Annotated in this window: 2 protein-coding genes, 2 tRNA genes and 2 pseudogenes; 4 read left to right on the top strand and 2 right to left on the bottom strand. The window is 49.7% G+C overall.

Annotated features, from left to right (window positions below; translation table 11 throughout):
- Positions 1 to 41 precede the first annotated feature (41 nt).
- Positions 42 to 117: transfer RNA gene (locus AC3Y5R_RS24030), tRNA-Ile, on the bottom strand.
- Positions 118 to 200: 83 nt separating this feature from the next.
- Here AC3Y5R_RS24030 and AC3Y5R_RS24025 point away from each other — a divergent pair.
- Together AC3Y5R_RS24025 and AC3Y5R_RS24020 are read left to right on the top strand one after the other, a co-directional pair.
- A tRNA-Leu gene (locus AC3Y5R_RS24025) sits at positions 201 to 285 on the top strand.
- 523 nt (positions 286 to 808) lie between these two features.
- Positions 809 to 910 (top strand): annotated as a pseudogene (locus AC3Y5R_RS24020) (phage integrase family protein); the annotation flags it as partial.
- A gap of 292 nt (positions 911 to 1,202) precedes the next feature.
- Here AC3Y5R_RS24020 and catA read toward each other — a convergent pair.
- Positions 1,203 to 1,862, bottom strand: a complete 660-nt coding sequence (catA, locus tag AC3Y5R_RS24015; protein ID WP_489923406.1) for a type A chloramphenicol O-acetyltransferase — start codon at positions 1,860 to 1,862, stop codon at positions 1,203 to 1,205.
- A gap of 278 nt (positions 1,863 to 2,140) precedes the next feature.
- Between catA and AC3Y5R_RS24010 the strand changes: the two genes are divergently transcribed.
- A protein-coding gene (locus AC3Y5R_RS24010) for an IS1-like element IS1A family transposase (protein ID WP_094096600.1) occupies positions 2,141 to 2,838 on the top strand; the annotation gives its coding sequence in 2 pieces (ribosomal slippage) (positions 2,141 to 2,390 and positions 2,390 to 2,838; 699 coding nt in all).
- Between the two features lie 16 nt (positions 2,839 to 2,854).
- Positions 2,855 to 2,981: pseudogene (locus tag AC3Y5R_RS24005) on the top strand (glycosyltransferase); the annotation flags it as partial.

Below are 2,981 nucleotides of genomic sequence, written 5' to 3'. Positions count from 1 at the left end.
CCCTTGTACCCTTAACTCTTCCTGATACGTAAATAATGATTTGGTGGCCCTTGCTGGACTTGAACCAGCGACCAAGCGATTATGAGTCGCCTGCTCTAACCACTGAGCTAAAGGGCCTTGAGTGTGCAATAACAATACTTATAAACCACGCAATAAACATGATGATCTAGAGAATCCCGTCGTAGCCACCATCTTTTTTTGCGGGAGTGGCGAAATTGGTAGACGCACCAGATTTAGGTTCTGGCGCCGCTAGGTGTGCGAGTTCAAGTCTCGCCTCCCGCACCATTCACCAGAAAGCGTTGATCGGATGCCCTCGAGTCGGGCAGCGTTGGGTCCTGGCCACGGGTGCGCATGATCGTGCTCCTGTCGTTGAGGACCCGGCTAGGCTGGCGGGGTTGCCTTACTGGTTAGCAGAATGAATCACCGATACGCGAGCGAACGTGAAGCGACTGCTGCTGCAAAACGTCTGCGACCTGAGCAACAACATGAATGGTCTTCGGTTTCCGTGTTTCGTAAAGTCTGGAAACGCGGAAGTCCCCTACGTGCTGCTGAAGTTGCCCGCAACAGAGAGTGGAACCAACCGGTGATACCACGATACTATGACTGAGAGTCAACGCCATGAGCGGCCTCATTTCTTATTCTGAGTTACAACAGTCCGCACCGCTGCCGGTAGCTCCTTCCGGTGGGCGCGGGGCATGACTATCGTCGCCGCACTTATGACTGTCTTCTTTATCATGCAACTCGTAGGACAGGTGCCGGCAGCGCCCAACAGTCCCCCGGCCACGGGGCCTGCCACCATACCCACGCCGAAACAAGCGCCCTGCACCATTATGTTCCGGATCTGCATCGCAGGATGCTGCTGGCTACCCTGTGGAACACCTACATCTGTATTAACGAAGCGCTAACCGTTTTTATCAGGCTCTGGGAGGCAGAATAAATGATCATATCGTCAATTATTACCTCCACGGGGAGAGCCTGAGCAAACTGGCCTCAGGCATTTGAGAAGCACACGGTCACACTGCTTCCGGTAGTCAATAAACCGGTAAACCAGCAATAGACATAAGTGGCTATTTAACGACCCTGCCCTGAACCGACGACCGGGTCGAATTTGCTTTCGAATTTCTGCCATTCATCCGCTTATTATCACTTATTCAGGCGTAGCAACCAGGCGTTTAAGGGCACCAATAACTGCCTTAAAAAAATTACGCCCCGCCCTGCCACTCATCGCAGTACTGTTGTAATTCATTAAGCATTCTGCCGACATGGAAGCCATCACAAACGGCATGATGAACCTGAATCGCCAGCGGCATCAGCACCGTGTCGCCTTGCGTATAATATTTGCCCATGGTGAAAACGGGGGCGAAGAAGTTGTCCATATTGGCCACGTTTAAATCAAAACTGGTGAAACTCACCCAGGGATTGGCTGAGACGAAAAACATATTCTCAATAAACCCTTTAGGGAAATAGGCCAGGTTTTCACCGTAACACGCCACATCTTGCGAATATATGTGTAGAAACTGCCGGAAATCGTCGTGGTATTCACTCCAGAGCGATGAAAACGTTTCAGTTTGCTCATGGAAAACGGTGTAACAAGGGTGAACACTATCCCATATCACCAGCTCACCGTCTTTCATTGCCATACGGAATTCCGGATGAGCATTCATCAGGCGGGCAAGAATGTGAATAAAGGCCGGATAAAACTTGTGCTTATTTTTCTTTACGGTCTTTAAAAAGGCCGTAATATCCAGCTGAACGGTCTGGTTATAGGTACATTGAGCAACTGACTGAAATGCCTCAAAATGTTCTTTACGATGCCATTGGGATATATCAACGGTGGTATATCCAGTGATTTTTTTCTCCATTTTAGCTTCCTTAGCTCCTGAAAATCTCGATAACTCAAAAAATACGCCCGGTAGTGATCTTATTTCATTATGGTGAAAGTTGGAACCTCTTACGTGCCGATCAACGTCTCATTTTCGCCAAAAGTTGGCCCAGGGCTTCCCGGTATCAACAGGGACACCAGGATTTATTTATTCTGCGAAGTGATCTTCCGTCACAGGTATTTATTCGGCGCAAAGTGCGTCGGGTGATGCTGCCAACTTACTGATTTAGTGTATGATGGTGTTTTTGAGGTGCTCCAGTGGCTTCTGTTTCTATCAGCTGTCCCTCCTGTTCAGCTACTGACGGGGTGGTGCGTAACGGCAAAAGCACCGCCGGACATCAGCGCTATCTCTGCTCTCACTGCCGTAAAACATGGCAACTGCAGTTCACTTACACCGCTTCTCAACCCGGTACGCACCAGAAAATCATTGATATGGCCATGAATGGCGTTGGATGCCGGGCAACAGCCCGCATTATGGGCGTTGGCCTCAACACGATTTTACGTCACTTAAAAAACTCAGGCCGCAGTCGGTAACCTCGCGCATACAGCCGGGCAGTGACGTCATCGTCTGCGCGGAAATGGACGAACAGTGGGGCTATGTCGGGGCTAAATCGCGCCAGCGCTGGCTGTTTTACGCGTATGACAGTCTCCGGAAGACGGTTGTTGCGCACGTATTCGGTGAACGCACTATGGCGACGCTGGGGCGTCTTATGAGCCTGCTGTCACCCTTTGACGTGGTGATATGGATGACGGATGGCTGGCCGCTGTATGAATCCCGCCTGAAGGGAAAGCTGCACGTAATCAGCAAGCGATATACGCAGCGAATTGAGCGGCATAACCTGAATCTGAGGCAGCACCTGGCACGGCTGGGACGGAAGTCGCTGTCGTTCTCAAAATCGGTGGAGCTGCATGACAAAGTCATCGGGCATTATCTGAACATAAAACACTATCAATAAGTTGGAGTCATTACCCAACATTCCCGAAATGAATGGACGTTATTTCAATGCAGGCGTTATCTATGTCAATCTTAAAAAATGGCATGAAGCAAATTTGACACCGTATTTACTCAAACTTTTACGAGGGGAAACTAAATATGGCT

It is taken from the genome of Erwinia sp. 009765445, from assembly GCF_058137865.1.
The sequence above is the reverse complement of the archived record's forward strand: the minus strand, read 5'-3'. Positions and strand labels throughout refer to the sequence as shown.